Genomic DNA, 17210 nt, shown 5'->3' on the forward strand with positions numbered 1-17210 from the left:
ATGAAGGACGACGATACGCTGGGTGCGGCCACGCGCGTGGTACAGGCCGGCCGGCGCAAGGAATGGACCGCCGGCATCGTCAGCCCGCCCGTCTGGCGCGCCTCGACCATCCTCTACGACTCGATCGCCGATCTGCGCGCCAGTGCCGGCCGCGACACGCATCACCGTCTCTATTACGGCCGTCGCGGAACGCCCACCCAGTGGTCGCTCGCCGATGCGCTGACCAGCCTGGAGCCGGGGGCGGAGGCGACCTTCCTTTACCCCTCCGGCGTCGCCGCCATCGCTGCCGCGCTGCTCGCGGTACTGTCGCCCGGCGACGAACTGCTGATGGTCGACAGTGCCTATGAGCCGACCCGTGCGATGACCGCGTCGCTGCTCGACCGCTTCGGCATCACCACCCGCTTCTACGATCCGCTGATCGGCGCCGGCATCGCCGACCTGATCGGCGACCGCACCCGTGCCATCTTCATGGAAAGCCCCGGCAGCCTGACCTTCGAGGTACAGGACGTGCCCGCCATCGTCGCGGTGGCGAAGGCGCGCGGCATCGTCACGTTGCTCGACAATACCTGGGCGACACCGCTGTTCTTTTCCGCGATCGACAAGGGCGTGGATTACAGCATCCTGGCCGCGACCAAATATATCGTCGGCCATTCGGACGTGATGCTCGGCTCGGTCACCGCCGCACCCGGCCGCTTCGCGGCGCTGCGCGATACCAGCTTCCAGCTTGGCCAGGTCACCAGCCCGGACGATAGCTGGCTGGGCAGCCGCGGCCTGCGCACCATGGCCGTGCGGCTCGACCGGCATCAGGAAAGCGCGCTCACCATCGCCCGCTGGTTGCAGGACCGCGCCGAGGTGGCCGAGGTGCTGCACTCCGCCCTTCCCACCTGTCCCGGCCACGACATCTGGGCACGCGACTTTTCCGGCTCCAGCGGCCTCTTCTCCTTTGTCCTGAACGGCGGCGGCGAGGCGGCGCGGGCGGCGCTGATCGATACGCTCGAACTGTTCGGCATCGGCTATAGCTGGGGCGGCTTCGAAAGCCTCGCCACGCCCGTCGATGTCGGTCGCATCCGCTCGGTGGCGCGCACCACATTCGCCGGCCCCATCGTCCGCCTCCAGATCGGGCTGGAGGACACGGCCGACCTGATCGCCGATCTCGATCGCGGGCTGGCCCGGTTCCGCGCGACGCTGGGATGACGCTTCCCGAATGGCTTCAGGCCAACGGGCTCGACCTCCCGTCGCGGGCCGAGGGGATCGAGGCGGCGATCGCCACCGGGCTGATGCTGGCGATGCTCGGCGCCGGCACGGTGGCGGGCCGCGTCGCCGGCCCGCGCTTCGCCGGTTTCTGGACGCGCCACGCGGCCAATCATGGCGAGCTTGTCGCCGGCCGGCTCTGCACCATCACCCGCTATCTGACCTCGGCCGTGCTGCTGGCGATCCTGTCGGCGGCGTGGCGCTGGTCGCCCTGGGCGCAGGCACCGATCGGGCTGGCTCTGGGCGTGACGGCGGCGCTGGCCGCGGTACAGATGCTGCGCGGCCTCGGCCTGCCGCGGTGGATGGCGTGGACGGCCGCGGCGATGCTGTTCGTGGGGTTGTTCAGCCAGGCGGTCGGCGGCCTTGCCCCCATCATCCGCGTGCTGGAGGCGATCGGCTTCAACATCGGCACCCGCCGCTTCTCGCTGATGCTGCTCGTCACTATGCTGGTCACGGTCGTTGCGCTCTACGCGGTCGTCCGGCTCGCCAACCGCGTGGTCGAACACTGGATCGCCCATGCCCGCGGACTCGACCCCACGCAGCGCCTGCTCGGCCAGAAGCTCGCCAGCATCGCCATCGTCGTCGCCGCCTTCTTCTTCGGCACCGACCTCCTCGAAATCGACCTGACCACCTTTGCCATCTTCTCCGGCGGCCTCGGCCTTGCCGTCGGCTTCGGCCTGCAAAAGACCATCGGCAACCTCATCGCCGGCATCATCCTGCTGCTCGACCGCTCGATCAAGCCCGGCGACGTCATCGCCTTGGGGCAGGAGATCGGCTGGGTGAACAAGATCGGCGTGCGCGCCGTCTCCATCGTCACCCGCGACGGCAAGGAACACCTGATCCCCAACGAGAACCTGATGACGCAGGAGGTGGAGAACTGGTCCTATTCCGACCGCAACGTGCGCGTCCGCATCCCCGTTCGCGTATCCTATGACGCCGACCTGCGCCTGGCCCAGCAACTCATGCTCCGCGCCGCGGCCGAATCGCCCCGCGTCCTGAAAAGCCCCAAGCCCACCATCTGGCTGATGTCCTATGGCGACTATGCGCTGGAGCATGAGATACTCGCCTGGATCAGCGATCCCGAGAGCGGCGTCGGCAATGTCCGCTCCGACGTGCTGAACCGGCTCTGGTGGCTGTTCAAGGAGCACGACATCACCCTGCCCTATCCGCAGCGCGACGTGCACATCCGCACCGCGCCACACCCCCCGAAAGACACGCTGCCGCCGCTGTGACCCCGGCGCAACATCCGGTTACGTCCCAAGCGTACCGACGCAAGAATCGTCTTGTGCACCGCAACAGCCGCTGTCACAAATCGGACATCGCCGAATAGACAGCGCAGGCGGCTTCCAGCCGCCAACAGACGCTGCATCCGGCGATATGCAGGTGAGAACATCGACTTCTCCGTTTGGAAGGGAAACGATGCGCTTCTCCACTCTACTCCTGGGCGGCCTCATGCTGGCGGCCACCACCCCCGCCTTCGCCCAGGACACCGCCCCGCCGGAGCCGATCACGGTCAGCGGCAGCGTCGCGGTGCTGACCGACTATCGCCTGCGCGGCATATCCCAGACCAACAGGAACGCCGCCGTACAGGGCGCACTGACCGTCGCCCATGAAAGCGGCTTCTATATCGGCACCTTCGCCTCGAACCTCGCCGGATGGGGCACGTTCGGCGGCGCCAACCTCGAACTCGATGCGATCGGCGGCTACAAGACCACGGTCGGCTCCGCCACCGTCGATGCGGGCGTGACCTGGTACACCTATCCGGGCGGCGCGTCCGAGTCGGACGTGGTGGAATTCTTCAGTCGCCTGTCCGGCGTCGCGGGGCCCGCCACGCTGACCGCCGGCGTCTATTACGCGCCCAAGCAGACCTCGCTCGGCAATTTCTCCAACACCCCGTTCAGCCGCGGCCAGCGCCAGCACAATGTCTATCTGACCGGCGACGGCGTCGTGGCCGTCCCCAACACGCCCGTCACGCTGAAGGCGCATATCGGCTATTCGGACGGCAATCCCGGCCTCGGCCCCAACGGCACCAGCCTGGCCCCCACCGGCGAATATTGGGATTGGGGCGTCGGCGCCGACGTGGTCGCATACAAGAACCTGACCTTCAACGTCTCCTATATCGACACCGACATCACCCGCGCCGAATCCGCCTATCTCCAGCCGAATTTCTCAAAGTTCCAGGAACCGGGCGGCAAGTCGATTGCCAACGGCACCGTGCTGTTCTCGCTGACCGCCGCGTTCTGATCCTGTCGGCAGGACGCGAAAAAGGGGGCGGCTTCCCATAGCGGAAGCCGCCCCCTTTTCGTTTGCCTTGGAAAGCTTACTGGGCGCCGGCGCGTGCGTCCTGGCCGTCACCCTCGGGCGCCGCCACGATGTCGCGGGTCGTGGTGCCCTTGTCGACCACATTGGTTTCGGGATCGCCCACCGACGAACGGATGCCGGCATCCGCCGCATCGTCGCCCGCGGCGCCAACCACCGCCTGCTCGCCGGCGCTGCGCTGCGCCCGGCCGCCGAACAGCGCGTCCAGCGTCTGCTGCTGCCCGCCCGTCGCCTGCGGCGCGGCACCCGGCTGCGGCGGGACCAGCGCGAAATCGGGCGGGATCACCAGCGGCGCCTGGCGCGCCACCGCGAACTCGTCCGGCCGCGCCCGGTCCAGACCCCCACGGCCACCACAGCCCGCCAGCAGCGCGGCGCAGGACAGACCTGCGATCACGGGCACCAACTTACGCATTGCTATTCTCCACAGGGGCAGCCTTGTCGCGCACCAACAGGGCGCGGACCAGCAGAACCAGAACGCCTATCGTAATCGCCGCATCGGCGACATTGAAGACCAAAAAGGGACGCCATTCACCGAAGTGCAGGTCGGCAAAATCGACCACATAGCCAAGCCGCGCCCGGTCCAGGATATTGCCGAGCGCCCCGCCCAGCACGCATCCCAGCGCGATCTGGTCCGCCCGGTTGCGCTCGCGCGTCATCCACACCGCCACGCCCACCGCGATCGCGCTGGTCAACGCCACCAGCGCCCAGCGCTGCAACGTCCCGTCCGCGGTCAGTAGCCCCAGCGAGATGCCGTAATTGGGCACGAAGCGCAGCGCAAAGATCGGCAGCACGTCGCGCACGTCACCCAGATAGCGGATGCCCAGCCCCTGCGTGACGAACAGCTTGCTCGCCTGGTCGGCGATGAACAGCGCCAGCGCGACGAGAAGCCCGGTACGGGGAAGCTTAGCCATGCGACACCACCGCGTCGCACCGGTCGCACAGGCCGCCATCGGCGCTCACCTCGGGCAGGTGCCGCCAGCAGCGCCCGCACTTGGCGTAATCGGTGCGTGACACGCTCACACCGTCGCCGGGGCGGACCGCCGCGACGATGAACGCCTCGGCCAGCGCATCCTCGGCCAGCGGCAGCGCCGGCACGGACACCTCCGCCTCCAGCGACGACCGCACGGTCTTTTCACGGCGCAGCGGCTCGATCGCCTCGGTCACCCGCGTGCGCAGCAACCGCACCTCGGCCCAGCGCGTCGACAGCGCATCGTCGCCCGGCAATGCCGGCAGCTCGGGCCATTCCAGCAGGTGTACCGACCCGTCTTCGGACGGATAGCGCGCCTGCCACACCTCTTCGGCGGTGAAGCAGATGATCGGCGCGGCATAACGGACCAGCGCATGGAACAGCGTGTCGAGCACGGTGCGATAGGCACGACGGCGCAGCGAGTCGGCCGCATCGCAGTAGAGCGCGTCCTTGCGGATATCGAAGAAGAAGGCCGACAGGTCCTCGTTCGCGAAATCGGTCAGCGCGCGTAAGTAGCGGTTGAACTCGAACGCATCCGCCGCCGAGCGCAATTCGGCGTCCAGTTGGCCGAGCAGCGCCAGCACATAGCGCTCCAGCTCCGGCATCGCCTCCACCGCGACGCGCTCTTCCTCCGCGAACCCGTCCAGCGCACCGAGCAGATAGCGGAAAGTGTTGCGGAGCTTGCGATAGCTGTCCGATGCGGTGGCCAGCACTTCCTTGCCGATCCGTACATCCTCGAAATAATCGACGGAGGCGACCCAGATGCGCAGGATGTCGGCACCCGACTCGCCGATCACCTTCAACGGATCGACGACGTTGCCCAGCGACTTGGACATCTTGCGGCCCTGCCCGTCGAGCGCGAAGCCGTGGGTCAGTACCGCGTCATAAGGCGCCCGCCCCCGCGTGCCGCAGCTCTCCAGCAGCGACGACTGGAACCAGCCGCGATGCTGGTCGGACCCTTCGACATACAGGTTCGCGCGCGTCCCCTCGCCGAACCGCGCCTCCACGACGAAGGCATGGGTCGAACCCGAGTCGAACCACACGTCGAGAATGTCGTTGACCGGCTCATATTTGGCCAGATTATGGCCGCTGCCCAGCAGCGCCTGATGATCAGCGGTGAACCATGCATCCGCCCCGCCTTCGCGGAAGGCCTCCACGATCCGCGCATTGACCGCCGGATCGTTCAGATACTCGCCCGTCGCGCGGTGCACGTAGAGCGCGATCGGCACGCCCCAGGCGCGCTGGCGGCTGATCACCCAGTCGGGCCGCCCTTCGACCATCGACCGGATACGGTTCTCGGCGCGCGCCGGCACCCACCGCGTCCGCCCAATCGCATCCAGCGCGGTTTCGCGCAGCGTGGCACGGTTGCCCTGGGCATGGCCAAGTTGCAGGTCGGCCGGGTCACCGGTGGTCAGGACAGGAGCGGCGCGCTCAGCCTGCTCGGCGCGGTCCATCGGAATGAACCACTGCGGCGTCGCGCGAAAGATCACCTTCGCCTTGGACCGCCACGAATGCGGATAGCTGTGCTTGAAGTCGTCCGACGCCGCCAGCAGCGCGCCGGCATCGCGCAGGTCCGAACAGATCGGCCCATCGGATGCGACGAACTTCTTGTTGATCACCGATCCCTGGCCACCCAGCCAGGCCCAGTCCGCGCGGTACAGCCCCGCGCCATCGACTGCGAACACCGGCTCGATCCCATGCGCCTTGCACAGCAGGAAGTCGTCCTCGCCGTGATCGGGCGCCATGTGGACCAGACCCGTACCCGCATCGGTGGTGACGAATTCGCCCGACAGCATCGGCCGAGGCTTGGCGAAGAAGCCGCCGAGCGCGTGCATCGGGTGGCGGACGACGGCGCCGGCAAGATCAGCGCCAGACACGAATCTGCCGTGATCAGCGATAAACCGATCAAAATACTCGGTAACGTCAACGATACCCAAGCCAGCCCGATCAGCAAATTGCTGCGCCAGTCGTTGCGCGACTAAATACCTTTTGCCCTCGTGCGGCAGCAGTACGTATTCAACGTCCTCGCCATAAGCCAAAGCCTGGTTCACCGGAATCGTCCACGGCGTCGTCGTCCAGATCACCGCATGTGCGCCGACCAGGTCCGGCGCGTTCGGCGCTTCCACGATCTCGAACCCGACATCGATCTGGGTCGAGACGATATCCTCATACTCGACTTCGGCCTCGGCCAGCGCGGTCTTTTCCACCGGCGACCACATCACCGGCTTGGCGCCGCGATAAAGCTGCCCCGACTCGGCGAACTTCAACAGCTCGCCGACGATCGTCGCCTCCGCGGCATAGGTCATCGTCAGATACGGGTCGGCCCAGTCGCCCATCACCCCAAGCCGCTCGAACTGCGCGCGCTGCACGCCGACCCATTTGTCGGCATAGGCCCGGCATTCGGCACGGAACTGCGCGACCGGCACCTCGTCCTTGTTCTGCTTCTTGGCGCGGTAAGCTTCCTCGACCTTCCACTCGATCGGCAGGCCATGACAGTCCCAGCCGGGCACATAGGGCGCGTCCTTGCCGGCCAGGGTCTGCGAACGGACGATGATGTCCTTCAACACCTTGTTCATGGCGTGACCCATGTGGATGTCGCCATTGGCGTAGGGTGGGCCGTCATGAAGGATGAAGCGTTCGCGTCCCTGCCGCTCGGCGCGCAGCCGCTGGTACAGCCCGATCTTCGCCCAGCGCTCCAGGATCGCCGGCTCCTTGGCGGCAAGCCCGGCCTTCATGGGGAAATCGGTCTTCGGCAGGAAGACGGTGTCGCGCCAATCCTTGGCGGCCTCGGGCGTGTCGGTCATAAGTCTGCCGCCCTTAGCGGCTTTGCCGGGCGCCGTCAGCCCTCCAGAATCAGGCCTGCAAAATCGCTCTGGCACGGGCACAGTCGGCATCCATCTGCGCCACCAGCGCGTCCAGGCTGTCGAACTTCGCCTCGGGCCGCAGATAGTCGACCAGCTCCACCTCGATCCGCTCGCCGTACAGGTCGCCGGCAAAGTCGAAGAAATGCGGCTCCAGCAATTCCTTGGGCGGGTCGAAACTCGGCCGGATGCCCAGATTGGCCGCGCCGTCCAGCACGCGTCCGTCCGCCAGCCGCCCGCGCACCGCATAGATGCCGTAGGCCGGGCGCAGATATTTGCCCATATCGACATTGGCGGTGGGGTAGCCGATCGTGCGCCCCACCTTGTCGCCGTGCTGCACCAGTCCCTGGATCGCGAACGGCCGGGTCAGCAGCCGTGCCGCGGCGCGCGCCTCGCCCAGGCGCAGGTGCGCGCGGATGCGGCTGGAGGATACCGGCTCCCCGTCCAGCGTCACCGGCCCGATCGCCTGCGTCGAGAAGCCGTGCACGGCACCCAGCGCGCGCAGGATCGCGACATTCCCGCTCTTGCGTGCGCCGAAGGTGAAATCCTCCCCCGTCACCACCCCGCCGACGCGCAAGCGCTCCATCAGCCGCTCGGTGACGAACGCTTCCGCCGACAGCGCCGCCAGCGCCGCGTCGAAGCGGAACACCACCATCGCATCGGCACCGGCCTCCGCGAACAACCGCGCGCGCTGCGCCAGCGTGGTCAGGCGAAAAGGCGGCGTGTCGGGCCGGAACAGGCGCACCGGATGCGGGTCGAAGGTCGCGACGATCGCCGGCCGCCCCTCGCCCCGCGCGCGCGCCACCGCCGCCCCGACCACCGCCTGATGACCGAGGTGAAACCCATCGAAATTGCCGAGCGCGACGATCCCGCCGGCCAGCATCGGCGGAACGGGCGCGTCACCGTCAAGACGCTGCATGGCGCGCGCTATAGAACGCCCGTCACCCGCGCACCAGCGTGACGTAGCTGTACGCCGGCCGGTCGCCCTCCGCGCCGTGATCCTCGCGCGCCACCTCGCGCCAGCCGGTGAACGGCGGCACCACCGCATCCCCTTCGGGCGCGCCATGCACCTCGGTCAGCTCGATCCGGTCGGCCCGTGCCTCGAACAGCGCGAACACCTCCGCCCCGCCGATCACCGCGACCTCGCCCCCGCCCGCCAGCGCGAGTGCCCCCTCGACATCATGCGCCACCTCCGCGCCCGTCGCCCGCCACGCCGGATCGCGCGTCAACACGATATGCCGCCGCCCGGGCAGCGGCGCGGGGAAGCTTTCGAACGTCTTGCGCCCCATCACCATCGGCTTGCCCATGGTCAGCGCCTTGAAACGCTTCAGGTCGGCCGGGATGTGCCAGGGCAGCGCCCCGTCGCGCCCGATCACGCCGTTTTCCGCGCGGGCCAGCACCATCACGATCATATCGCCACCGGCGCCTTGATATGGGCCTGCGCCACATAATCGTGCAGCACGAAATCCTCCGCCTCATACCCGTCGATCGCATCCGGCCGGCGGGTGATCTCCAGCCGCGGCAGCGCGCCCGGTTCGCGCGCCAGTTGCGTGCGCGCCTGCTCCAGATGGTTCAGGTACAGGTGGCAATCGCCGCCGGTCCAGATGAACTCGCCCACCTCCAGCCCGCATTGCTGCGCCAGCATATGGGTGAGCAGCGCATAGGAGGCGATGTTGAACGGCACCCCCAGAAAGATGTCCGCCGATCGCTGATACAGTTGCAGCGACAGCCGCCCGTCCGCGACATGCGTCTGGAACAGGCAGTGGCACGGCGCCAGCGCCATCGCATGCAGGTCGCCGGGGTTCCACGCGGTCACGATCTGCCGGCGCGAGGCAGGCTGGGTGCGGATCTGTTCCACCAGCTCCCGGATCTGGTCGATATGCCGCCCGTCCGCCGCCACCCAGTCGCGCCACTGCTTGCCGTAGACCGGCCCGAGATCGCCCTCGGCATCCGCCCACTCGTCCCAAATCGACACCCGGCGCTCCTGCAGCCAGCGCACATTGGTGTCGCCGCGCAGGAACCACAGCAGCTCGACGATGATCGATCGCAGATGCAGCTTCTTGGTGGTCAGCACCGGAAAGCCTTCGCGCAGATCGAAGCGCATCTGGTGCCCGAAGACGGACAGCGTGCCCGTGCCCGTCCGGTCCATCTGGCGGCTGCCGGAGTTGAGCACGCGCTCCATGAGATCAAGATACTGGCGCATGGCTCTCCGCGTAGCGGCACGCGGCGCGCTCGTCCATTATGGTTGGGCTTGCACGTGCACCGCGCTGCGCGTCCCGGCACGGCGGGGGGTGCCGCCCCTACCCCGCCTTACACCCCCCATCACGGCCGCAACGCTGCACCGCGGGCTGGCGGATGCCCGGTTCGAGCTGGCCGCGATCGGCTATTTCGATCCGCAATGGAGCTTGTTGGCGCTGCGCCACGTCGCCGGCCATGCTGACGGCGTGCACCTGCCGATCCGCCGCATCGCGCGCGACGCGCTGCTGTTCGGCGCCGTCGCGGTGATGCTGGCCCACAACCACCCGGACGGCGATCCCCGCCCCAGCATGGCCGACCTGCGCTACACCCGCCGGCTGGCCACGGGGCTCGACACGCTCGGCATCCGGCTGGCGGAACACCGGATCGTCACGCCCACCTGCGTCACCAGCTTTCGCGACGAAGGGCTACTCTGAACCCTGCTGCATCCTGCACGGCCGGATCGCCTCCGGTTCGGGCCGCGGCCCCACCGCGCGGAAGGTCGCCAGATAGCCGCCGGCCGACGGCATCTCCATCATCGCCACCTGCCGGAAACCCACCGCCTCGAACTCACATTCCAGCAGGGCGGGCGGCGTACCATGGTCGCGCGTCGCCCGCTTGGCATCGACCACCACGACCAGCCCGTCCTTGCGGAGCGACGGGAACAGCCGCCACAGAAATTCATAGGGCTGCGCGATCTCATGGTACATGTGGACCATCAGCACCCGGTCGAAACTGTTGTCGGGCAGCTTGGGGTCGGCCGGTTCGCCCAGCCGCACGCTCACATTGTCCAGCCGCTCGCGCGCCACCCGCTCGGCCAGACTGTCGCGCGTGTCCGCCATGATGTCCTCGGCCAGCACGCGCCCCTCCGCGCCGACCCGCGCGGCCAGCCGCACCGTGTAATAGCCCTCGCCCGCGCCGATATCGGCCACCGTCATGCCGGGGCGGATATTGGCGCGGTTCATCACCGTATCCGCCTCGCGCAGCCGGTCGCGCGCATCCTCGTTCGACCAGCGCGACGACACGATATGCGCCACCGGCCGGTCCGCCGCGGGAAACGGGCCCGGCTTGTCGGGCTCGTTCTTGATCAGCGGCTTGGACCCGTCGCACCCGGCAAGGGCGAGGGCCAGAAGCACAAGGGCGCGCACGCGCGGCATCTCAGTCGACGTCGTCCACCGCCACCGTCTCACCGGTGACGCGCTGCGACAGGGCGGCGGCCATGAAATCGTCCAGCTTGCCGTCCAGCACGTCGCCGGGCGCGGTGGAGGTCACGCCGGTGCGCAGGTCCTTCACCAGCTGATAGGGCTGCAGCACATAGGAGCGGATCTGGTGCCCCCAGCCGATATCGGTCTTGGTGGCGTTCTGCGCATTCGCCGCCGCCTCGCGCTCGGCCAGTTCGCGCTCGTACAGGCGGGCGCGCAGCTGGTTGTACGCCTCCGCCTTGTTCTTGTGCTGCGAACGCTGGTTCTGGCACTGCACGACGATGCCGGTGGGGATATGCGTGATGCGCACCGCCGAATCGGTCGTGTTGATGTGCTGCCCGCCCGCGCCCGATGCGCGGTAGGTGTCGATGCGCAGGTCGCTTTCGTTGTAGTTGACCTCGATATTGTCGTCGATCACCGGATAGACCCACACCGACGAGAAGCTGGTGTGCCGCCGCGCCGACGAGTCGTACGGGCTGATCCGCACCAGCCGGTGCACGCCCGATTCGGTCTTGGCATAGCCATACGCGTTCTCGCCCTTCACCAGCAGCGTGGCGGACTTGATCCCCGCCTGCTCGCCCGCGTGATAGTCGACCAGTTCCACCTTCATCCCGTGCCGCTCGGCCCAGCGCGTGTACATGCGCTGCAACATCTCGGCCCAGTCCTGGCTCTCGGTGCCGCCCGCGCCCGCGTTGATCTCCAGATAGGTGTCGTTGGCGTCGGCCTCGCCGTTCAGCAGCGCCTTCACCTTGTCCGCCTCGGCCCGCTGCGCCAGTTCGGCCAGCGACTTGGCACCCTCGTCGGCCAGTTCCTGGTCGCCCTCGGCCTCGGCCAGCTCGATCAGCTCGACCGTGCCCGCCATCTCGCTTTCGATCGCGCGCGTCGCGCCGATCGCCTCGTCCAGCCGGCGGCGCTCGCGCATCACGTCCTGCGCCTGCTTGGCGTCGTTCCACAGCGTCGGGTCCTCGACCCGCGCATTCAATTCGTCGAGCCGACGCAGCGCGCGGTCCCAATCGAGGGATTGGCGCAGCAGCGCCAGCGCTTCGTTGATCGAATCGACATGAGCCTGCGCTTCGGCGCGCATGAACTATTCTCCTATGTGGTCGTGCGGCCCGGTTCGCGAGACGTCGCGGACGGGATCGGCCGCACGGCCGGCAATATATAGGTAAGCGCGCTAGTAGATTCCGCCTTCTCTTTGCAAGAAGTCGCTGTCGCGCGGTGGTGTGTCGGTGCGCGTGGTCGTCGGCGTCGCGGTCGGGGCCGGGCCGGCACGGCGGCGCGCGCGGCGCGGCTCGCTGGCCGGCTTGAACGCTTCCCAGATCACCGCGGGCTTGGGATCGTTGCCGGTCGGGAAGGTGCCATAGACCGGCCGCCCGCTGCCGCGGTCGATCCGCACCATGCGGATGCCGGCCGGCGCGCGGAAGGGCAGCTTGTCCATCCCTTCATACGCCTTCACCGCGAACTGCTTGAAGATCGGCGCCGCCAGCGTGCCGCCCTGCGCCGCGCCGCCCAGGCTCCTCGGCGAGTCGTACCCGATATACAGGCCGCCGACGAATTGCGGCGTGCCGCCGATGAACCACACGTCGGTGGGGCCGTTGTTGGTGCCGGTCTTGCCGAACATCGGCCGGTCCAGGTCGCGCAGCACGGTGGCGGTGCCGCGCTGGATCACGCCCTCGGTGATGTGCACCATCTGGAACGCGGTCATCGCATCCAGCACCTGGCGCTGCCGGCCCTGCGGGCGCGGCATCGGCTTGCCGTCATAATCGGCCGCGTTGCAGCGGTCGCAGGCGCGCCAGTTCTCCGGCCAGATCACCTTGCCGTGACGGTCCTGCACGAAATCGATCAGGCTGGGCGCCCCGCCGCGCCCGTTGTTCGCCAGGATCGCATAGGCATTGACCATCGCCGAAACGGTCGTCTCCCCCGCCCCCAGCGCATAGGACAGATAGGGCGGGAAATCGCCGATCCCCATCTTCTTGATCGTCGCCACCACGCGCGGCATCCCCACCGTCGCGGCGGTCCGCACCGTCATCAGGTTGCGCGACTGCTCGATGCCCCAGCGCATCGTGTGCGGCCCCGCCCCGCGCGATCCGCCGAAATTGCGGAAGCATTTGGTGCCCAGCCGTGCGCCCTGATCGACGCAGAAGGGCCCGTCGACCACGATCGACGCCGGCGTCATGCCATTGTCCAGCGCGGCGGAATAGACGATCGGCTTGATCGTCGATCCCGGCTGGCGCTGCGCCTGCGTCGCCCGGTTGAACGCCTGCAACCGCGCGTCGAACCCGCCCTGCATCGCCAGCACCCGGCCGCTCGCCGGTTCCTCCACCACGAAGCCGCCGGAGATGCGCGGGATCGACCGCAATGCGAAGCTGCTGCCCGACGGCGCCACCGCGACGATGTCGCCGGCCTTGAACGCGGCGAACGCGGTGCCGCCCTTGCCGCGCACCGGCATCTGCGCATTGGCGCGCGGCAACGTGCCGGTGCGGCCGTTGGCAAAGCCGATCGACCAGTCCGATCCCTCGCGCGCGATCAGGATGCCCGCGCGCCAATTCTCGTAATCGACGCCGATATTGGTGTTCAGCAGCGCCTGGAGCCATTTGTCACCGTCGATATCGACATGGCGGATCGGACCGGACCAGCCGCGCCCGCCGTCATAGCGGATCAGGCCGTCGCGCAGCGCCTTGGCCGCCAGGTCCTGCAACCGCGTGTCGAGCGAGGTCCGCACCCACAGACCGCCCGAATAGACGCTGTACGGCCCGTCCTTGGCCGTCTCGCCGAACTTGTCGAGCAGTTGCCGGCGCACCTCCTCCACGAAATAGCCGCCCACCGTCTCGTATTTCGACGTGCGGCGCAGCACGGTGCCCAGCGGCTCGGCATTGGCGCTTTCATATTGCGCGCGCGTGATGAAGTTGTTCCTCAGCATTTCGCTGAGCACATAGTTGCGACGCGCCAGCGCCCGGTCCGGATGGCGCACCGGATCGTAATTGGACGGCCCCTTGGGCAGGATCGCCAGATAGGCGAGCTGGCCCAGCGTCAGTTCGTCCAGTTCCTTGTCGAAATAGGCATGTGCCGCCGCTTCCACGCCGAACGCGTTGCGGCCCAGCGCGATCTGGTTGAGGTACAACTCCAATATCTGCGGCTTGGTCAGCGTATCCTCGATCTTGTACGCCAATATCGCCTCGCGCACCTTGCGCGTCGGCGAATATTCGTTGCCGATCAACAGGTTCTTGGCGACCTGCTGGGTGATCGTCGATCCGCCCTTGGCGCGCCGGCCGCTGCCGAACTTCTGCACATAATCGAGCACCGCACCGGCCAGTCCCGGATAATCGACGCCGCCATGCTCGAAAAAGGTCTTGTCCTCCGCCGCCAGGAAGGCGCGGATCAGCATCGGCGGATATTCGGCGTAGGAGAGTTCCACCCGCCGCTCGCGCGCATAGGACTGGATCGGCGCGCCATCGATGCCGCGCACATGCGTCGGCAGCGGCGGCTCATAGGCCTTCAGCGCATCGACCGAGGGCAGGTCGCGCATGAAGATCAGCCAGAACACGCCCGCACCGATCGCGGCAAGCAGCGCCAGCGCGGCCAGCGCCTTGACCCACCACCGCGCGAAAAGGCGGCGGCGCGGGGTCGGGGATGCGGTGGAGGAAGGATCGGACGCCATGTTACCGCGCCGGCGTGTAGCAGGTTCGCACCCGCTTGCCACCCATCAGCGGTCGTCGCGCCGCGGCGCTGCGTCGAACCGTGCGCCGACATGCGCGGTGCCCCGCGCCCGCGCCAGCATCTCCTGCCGGTGGCGCTCCGCCGCGCCCGCGCGCGTGGCCTCGTCGCGCTGCCCGTGGCAGGCCGGGCAGGACACGCCTTCCTCGTACAGCGGCGACGCGCGATCGGCCGGGCTGACCGGCATGCGGCAGCCATGGCATAGCTGATGCTCGCCCTGTTCCAGTCCGTGGCGCACCGCGACCCGGTGGTCGAACACGAAGCATTCGCCGGCCCATGCGCTCTCCGCCTCGGGCACGGTTTCCAGATATTTCAGGATGCCGCCGTCCAGGTGATAGACCGCATCCACCCCCTCGGCCTTCAGGAACGCGGTCGCCTTTTCGCACCGTATGCCGCCGGTGCAGAACATCGCGACGCGGGCCTTGCCTGCCAGCAATGCGTCGCGGTGGTCGCGAAACCACTGGGGGAAATCGCGAAAGCTCGCGGTGCCCGGATCGACCGCGTTGGCAAAGGTGCCGATCGCGACCTCGTAATCGTTGCGCGTGTCGATCACCAGCGTGTCGGGCTGCGCGATCAGGGCGTTCCAGTCGGCCGGTGCGACATAGGTGCCCACCTCGCGCGTCGGATCGATGCCGGCCACGCCCATCGACACGATCTCGGCCTTCAGGCGCACCTTCAGGCGATGGAACGGCATCGTCTCGGCGGTCGAGTCCTTTACCTCCAGGTCGGCACAGCCGGGCAGGCCCCGGATATGCGCCAGCACCGCCTCGATGCCGTCATGCCTGCCCGCGATGGTGCCGTTGATGCCCTCGCCCGCCAGCAGCAGGGTACCCTTGATCCCCGCTGCCTCGGCTGCGGCGAGCAGGGGCGCGCGCAGCGCGGCAGGGTCGGGAAAGGCGGCAAAGCGGTACAGGGCACAGACGCGGATCATGATGCGCGGCGCTTTACGGCCTCCGGTCGCGCTTATCCACCTCCGCCGGTCAGCGCGCCGCCATCTTGCGCGCGAAATGGATCTCCACGGCGCGCGTGACGCTTTCGGCGATCTTGTTGCGCCCTTCGCGGCTGTCCAGGAACGCTGCGTCGCGCGCGTTGGAGATATAGCCGGTCTCGAACAGGATGGAGGGCATGTCGGGGGCCTTCAGCACCATCAGCGACGCCATGCGGTGGAACACCGTCTTGGTCGGGATCAACGGCCGCGCCTCGCGCCCCAGCAACCGGGCGAACCCCGCGGAATTGTTCATGGTTTCGCGCTGCGCCAGGTCGATCAGGATCGACGACACGTCCGCTGCCTCGTCCCCCAGGTCGACGCCTGCGATGACGTCCGCCTTGTTCTCCCGCGCCGCCAGCCGCGCCGCCTCCTTGTCGGACGCCACCTCGGACAGCGTGTAAACCGACGCCCCGCTCGCCTCCCCGGACCCCACGCTGTCACAATGCACCGATATAAACAAATCCCCATGCAGGCGTCGTGCGATGCCATATCGTTCGCGCAAGACCAGATAGCGGTCGTCGCTGCGGGTCAGGGCCACGCGCACGCGCCCGCTTTCCAACAGCTTGTCGCGGATCGCCTTGGCGATCTTCAGCGTCACGTCCTTTTCGCGCAGGCCCGTTTCCGGATTGATCGCGCCGGGATCGACGCCACCATGCCCGGCATCGATCACCACCAGCGGGCGGTTGTCGTTGCCAGCGACCTTGGGCAATGGTTGCGCCTTGGTGGGCGGCGGCACCGGGATGGACAGCTTGTAGCGCGGTTCGCTGCCGAAACGGAAAGGGAAGAAGTCCAGCGCTCCACCCAGACTGGCCTGCGTATAGCCGGCGGGCACCGCCCGGAGCGACAGCGTCAGCTCGCGTCCTTCCCCGTCAAAGCCGCCGTCATGCACCACCGCGTCCTGCGCCAGTTGGAAGGTGATGCGCGTCGTATCCGGCGCGATACGCTGCTGCTCCACTGCGCGCACGAAGCCGTCGCGGACCCGCAGATGCCCGGGTGAGGCACCCACTACGTCCACCGAGATCCGCCGCGGCTCGCCCAGCATCACGCTTCGCGCGCGCTTCACCGCGCCGTCGAAGCGGATCGCGATCCGCCCCTCCGCCACGCTCACGCGCTCCACCACCGCGGCGAGCGCGGGGCCGGGCAGAAACCACCCGAGGAGAAAAACCAGCAGCGTCGCCATGCCCCTTCGGTCATGCCGCGATCTGGTCCTGACGGTCCAGAGAAAAGCCATCAACGCATTACCCTTTTTCGACCCTGGGATCGATCGGGAGAGTATAACCTGCCTACCTGTCTCCAGGGTTGCGGAATGGGGTTAATCCGTCATTCGGCAAATTCTTGCCGGCAGCCGCGGCCGAATCGTTCCGGTTGCGGTCATATCGCGGAGATGCTAGCCTCCGATTTGCACCCTTGGGTCACGCCGTTTTCCGGCACCGAAGGGGGTATCACGGCCCGCGCGATTTCCCGTCGCGGCCAACCAGGTTGACGCTCGCATGCCGCAATTGCCCCACTACGCTGACCGATCGGCTTTTGCCGGCGGGGTCGCGGCGTCGTGGGTCGCGCCCGGAACTCCCACCGGGCAGGCGCAGCGCGCAGACACATTCCGCCTACATCGTTGCGACCCGGCGCCCCGCGCCGCCGCACCCATTTACCGCGCGCGACGGCAGCCCACAGGC

The 17210-nt window shown here is 67.9% G+C and carries 15 protein-coding genes; 4 read left to right on the plus strand and 11 right to left on the minus strand.

Going from position 1 to position 17210, the window contains the following annotated elements; genetic code table 11:
* From metC to NPJ82_RS13650, 3 genes are all read left to right on the plus strand, one after another.
* On the plus strand, positions 1–1194 hold the full coding sequence (metC, locus tag NPJ82_RS13640; protein ID WP_342657687.1) for a cystathionine beta-lyase: 1194 nt from the start codon (positions 1–3) through the stop codon (positions 1192–1194).
* Positions 1191–2483: a mechanosensitive ion channel domain-containing protein gene (locus NPJ82_RS13645; protein ID WP_342657688.1), complete on the plus strand. Its 1293-nt coding sequence runs from the start codon at positions 1191–1193 to the stop codon at positions 2481–2483. The genes metC and NPJ82_RS13645 overlap by 4 nt, the downstream gene beginning before the upstream one ends.
* A 187-nt stretch (positions 2484–2670) precedes the next feature.
* Positions 2671–3495 (plus strand): TorF family putative porin, encoded by an 825-nt coding sequence (locus NPJ82_RS13650; RefSeq protein WP_149681010.1) that lies wholly within the window; start codon positions 2671–2673, stop codon positions 3493–3495.
* Between the two features lie 76 nt (positions 3496–3571).
* On the opposite strand, the gene NPJ82_RS13655 is transcribed toward NPJ82_RS13650, so the two are convergent.
* Genes NPJ82_RS13655 through NPJ82_RS13680 form a run of 6 tightly spaced genes read right to left on the minus strand, consistent with a single transcriptional unit; the run spans position 3572 to position 9601 of the window.
* Positions 3572–3982: a DUF3035 domain-containing protein gene (locus NPJ82_RS13655; RefSeq protein WP_112381288.1), complete on the minus strand. Its 411-nt coding sequence runs from the start codon at positions 3980–3982 to the stop codon at positions 3572–3574.
* Positions 3975–4481 (minus strand): signal peptidase II, encoded by a 507-nt coding sequence (gene lspA / locus NPJ82_RS13660; RefSeq protein WP_342657689.1) that lies wholly within the window; start codon positions 4479–4481, stop codon positions 3975–3977. Before lspA ends, NPJ82_RS13655 begins: the two co-directional genes overlap by 8 nt.
* The gene (ileS, locus tag NPJ82_RS13665; RefSeq protein WP_342657690.1) at positions 4474–7341 is read right to left on the minus strand and encodes an isoleucine--tRNA ligase; all 2868 of its coding nucleotides are present in this window, start codon (positions 7339–7341) and stop codon (positions 4474–4476) included. The genes lspA and ileS overlap by 8 nt, the downstream gene beginning before the upstream one ends.
* 49 nt (positions 7342–7390) lie before the next feature.
* On the minus strand, positions 7391–8317 hold the full coding sequence (locus tag NPJ82_RS13670) for a bifunctional riboflavin kinase/FAD synthetase (RefSeq protein ID WP_342657691.1): 927 nt from the start codon (positions 8315–8317) through the stop codon (positions 7391–7393).
* 22 nt (positions 8318–8339) lie between these two features.
* The gene (locus NPJ82_RS13675) at positions 8340–8810 is read right to left on the minus strand and encodes a dihydrofolate reductase (protein WP_342657692.1); all 471 of its coding nucleotides are present in this window, start codon (positions 8808–8810) and stop codon (positions 8340–8342) included.
* Positions 8807–9601, minus strand: coding sequence for a thymidylate synthase (locus NPJ82_RS13680; protein ID WP_112381293.1), 795 nt, complete (start codon positions 9599–9601; stop codon positions 8807–8809). Before NPJ82_RS13680 ends, NPJ82_RS13675 begins: the two co-directional genes overlap by 4 nt.
* On the opposite strand from NPJ82_RS13680, the gene NPJ82_RS13685 reads away from it, so the two are divergent.
* The gene (locus tag NPJ82_RS13685) at positions 9600–10070 is read left to right on the plus strand and encodes a JAB domain-containing protein (protein WP_342657693.1); all 471 of its coding nucleotides are present in this window, start codon (positions 9600–9602) and stop codon (positions 10068–10070) included. The two genes, NPJ82_RS13680 and NPJ82_RS13685, sit on opposite strands and share 2 nt — an antisense overlap.
* Here the strand turns inward: NPJ82_RS13685 and NPJ82_RS13690 are convergent.
* The 5 genes from NPJ82_RS13690 to NPJ82_RS13710 all read right to left on the minus strand — a co-directional run bounded on the left by NPJ82_RS13690 (position 10062) and on the right by NPJ82_RS13710 (position 16717).
* Positions 10062–10790 carry a methyltransferase domain-containing protein gene (locus NPJ82_RS13690; protein ID WP_342657694.1) on the minus strand — a complete coding sequence of 243 codons (729 nt, stop codon included), beginning with the start codon at positions 10788–10790 and terminating at the stop codon, positions 10062–10064. The two genes, NPJ82_RS13685 and NPJ82_RS13690, sit on opposite strands and share 9 nt — an antisense overlap.
* A 1-nt stretch (position 10791) precedes the next feature.
* A complete protein-coding gene (gene prfB, locus NPJ82_RS13695; protein ID WP_112381296.1) occupies positions 10792–11919 on the minus strand; it encodes a peptide chain release factor 2 in 1128 nt (375 codons plus the stop codon).
* Positions 11920–12009: 90 nt separating this feature from the next.
* The gene (locus NPJ82_RS13700) at positions 12010–14493 is read right to left on the minus strand and encodes a transglycosylase domain-containing protein (protein ID WP_342657695.1); all 2484 of its coding nucleotides are present in this window, start codon (positions 14491–14493) and stop codon (positions 12010–12012) included.
* A 45-nt stretch (positions 14494–14538) separates the two neighbouring features.
* Positions 14539–15480 (minus strand): rhodanese-related sulfurtransferase, encoded by a 942-nt coding sequence (locus tag NPJ82_RS13705; RefSeq protein WP_342657696.1) that lies wholly within the window; start codon positions 15478–15480, stop codon positions 14539–14541.
* A 49-nt stretch (positions 15481–15529) separates the two neighbouring features.
* The gene (locus NPJ82_RS13710; protein WP_235903842.1) at positions 15530–16717 is read right to left on the minus strand and encodes an N-acetylmuramoyl-L-alanine amidase; all 1188 of its coding nucleotides are present in this window, start codon (positions 16715–16717) and stop codon (positions 15530–15532) included.
* Positions 16718–17210 lie beyond the last annotated feature (493 nt).

It is taken from the genome of Sphingomonas sp. NY01 (genome assembly GCF_038809135.1).
Lineage (GTDB): Bacteria > Pseudomonadota > Alphaproteobacteria > Sphingomonadales > Sphingomonadaceae > Sphingomonas > Sphingomonas carotinifaciens.

Coding starts and splice junctions, on each gene's coding strand:
- NPJ82_RS13645 (WP_342657688.1), top strand. CDS start 1,191: ATGACGCTTCCCGAATGGCTTCAGGCCAACGGGCTCGACCTCCCGTCG.
- NPJ82_RS13700 (WP_342657695.1), bottom strand. CDS start 14,493: ATGGCGTCCGATCCTTCCTCCACCGCATCCCCGACCCCGCGCCGCCGC.
- NPJ82_RS13690 (WP_342657694.1), bottom strand. CDS start 10,790: ATGCCGCGCGTGCGCGCCCTTGTGCTTCTGGCCCTCGCCCTTGCCGGG.
- NPJ82_RS13685 (WP_342657693.1), top strand. CDS start 9,600: ATGGCTCTCCGCGTAGCGGCACGCGGCGCGCTCGTCCATTATGGTTGG.
- prfB (WP_112381296.1), bottom strand. CDS start 11,919: ATGCGCGCCGAAGCGCAGGCTCATGTCGATTCGATCAACGAAGCGCTG.
- NPJ82_RS13650 (WP_149681010.1), top strand. CDS start 2,671: ATGCGCTTCTCCACTCTACTCCTGGGCGGCCTCATGCTGGCGGCCACC.
- ileS (WP_342657690.1), bottom strand. CDS start 7,341: ATGACCGACACGCCCGAGGCCGCCAAGGATTGGCGCGACACCGTCTTC.
- NPJ82_RS13705 (WP_342657696.1), bottom strand. CDS start 15,480: ATGATCCGCGTCTGTGCCCTGTACCGCTTTGCCGCCTTTCCCGACCCT.
- NPJ82_RS13675 (WP_342657692.1), bottom strand. CDS start 8,810: ATGATCGTGATGGTGCTGGCCCGCGCGGAAAACGGCGTGATCGGGCGC.
- lspA (WP_342657689.1), bottom strand. CDS start 4,481: ATGGCTAAGCTTCCCCGTACCGGGCTTCTCGTCGCGCTGGCGCTGTTC.
- metC (WP_342657687.1), top strand. CDS start 1: ATGAAGGACGACGATACGCTGGGTGCGGCCACGCGCGTGGTACAGGCC.
- NPJ82_RS13670 (WP_342657691.1), bottom strand. CDS start 8,317: ATGCAGCGTCTTGACGGTGACGCGCCCGTTCCGCCGATGCTGGCCGGC.
- NPJ82_RS13680 (WP_112381293.1), bottom strand. CDS start 9,601: ATGCGCCAGTATCTTGATCTCATGGAGCGCGTGCTCAACTCCGGCAGC.
- NPJ82_RS13655 (WP_112381288.1), bottom strand. CDS start 3,982: ATGCGTAAGTTGGTGCCCGTGATCGCAGGTCTGTCCTGCGCCGCGCTG.
- NPJ82_RS13710 (WP_235903842.1), bottom strand. CDS start 16,717: ATGGCGACGCTGCTGGTTTTTCTCCTCGGGTGGTTTCTGCCCGGCCCC.